The sequence below is a fragment of the Roseateles sp. P5_B10 genome (assembly GCF_056400485.1).
Genome location: NZ_JBFULE010001437.1, coordinates 1 through 742, shown reverse-complemented (window position 1 = coordinate 742; position 742 = coordinate 1). Strand labels below are relative to the sequence as shown.

The window sequence follows — 742 nt, the reverse complement described above, 5'->3', positions numbered from 1 at the left end:
CATAGGTGCCGATGGTCTCGAAGATGGCGTAGATGGCGACGAGCGCCAGCACCGGCGGGAACATCTGCAGCAGCAGCATGCCGTTGAGCACCGGCTTGTCGAAGCGGAACTTCATGCGCGCGAAGGCGTAGGCGGCGCTGGTGGAGATGGCGACGATGAGGAAGGCCGAGATGGTGGCGATCTTGATCGAGTTCCACAGCCAGGTCAGCACGGGGAAGGGCGGCTGCACGAGGCTGCCGTCGGCGGCCTGGTAGGGGATGCCCAAAGCGAGCTTCCAATGCTCCAGGCTGATCTCGGTCGGGATCAGGCTGCCGGTGGCGAAGTTGCCGGGCCGCAGCGAGATGGACACGACCGCCAGCAGCGGGAAGATGGTGATGGCGATGAAGATCCACATCACCGCGTGGCCGGCGATGGTGCGCCAGCGAGCTTGTTTGCCGAGGACGATGGCCATGGTTCAGAACTCCGAATGTCTTTCTGGATGGGTCGGGATCGGCCCGGGTGAGCGGTCTGCTCCGTGTCCCCCGCCCGCTGCGCGGTCTCCTCCTTTACCTGCGCAGCCCGCCCACCCGGCCCGATCCAACACCAGCGGTTTCCTTCGCTGAAGAAACCCACTGGGTCCAGTTGCCGAGTGCGGCGGGCGAGGGACGAAGGTAAAGGAGGAGGTCGCGTAGCGGCCGGGGGACACGTAGTCCCTCGTCTGCCGCGCTTGGCAACCCATCGATGCCAGCATCATTTTTGTGCC

1 protein-coding gene is annotated in these 742 nt (G+C 65.0%); it reads right to left on the bottom strand.

Annotated elements, in window-relative coordinates; genetic code table 11:
* Positions 1-451: ABC transporter permease (locus tag AC1DU6_RS33835; RefSeq protein WP_477862764.1), on the bottom strand; the 451-nt coding region annotated here is incomplete at its 3' end.
* Positions 452-742: the final 291 nt, after the last annotated feature.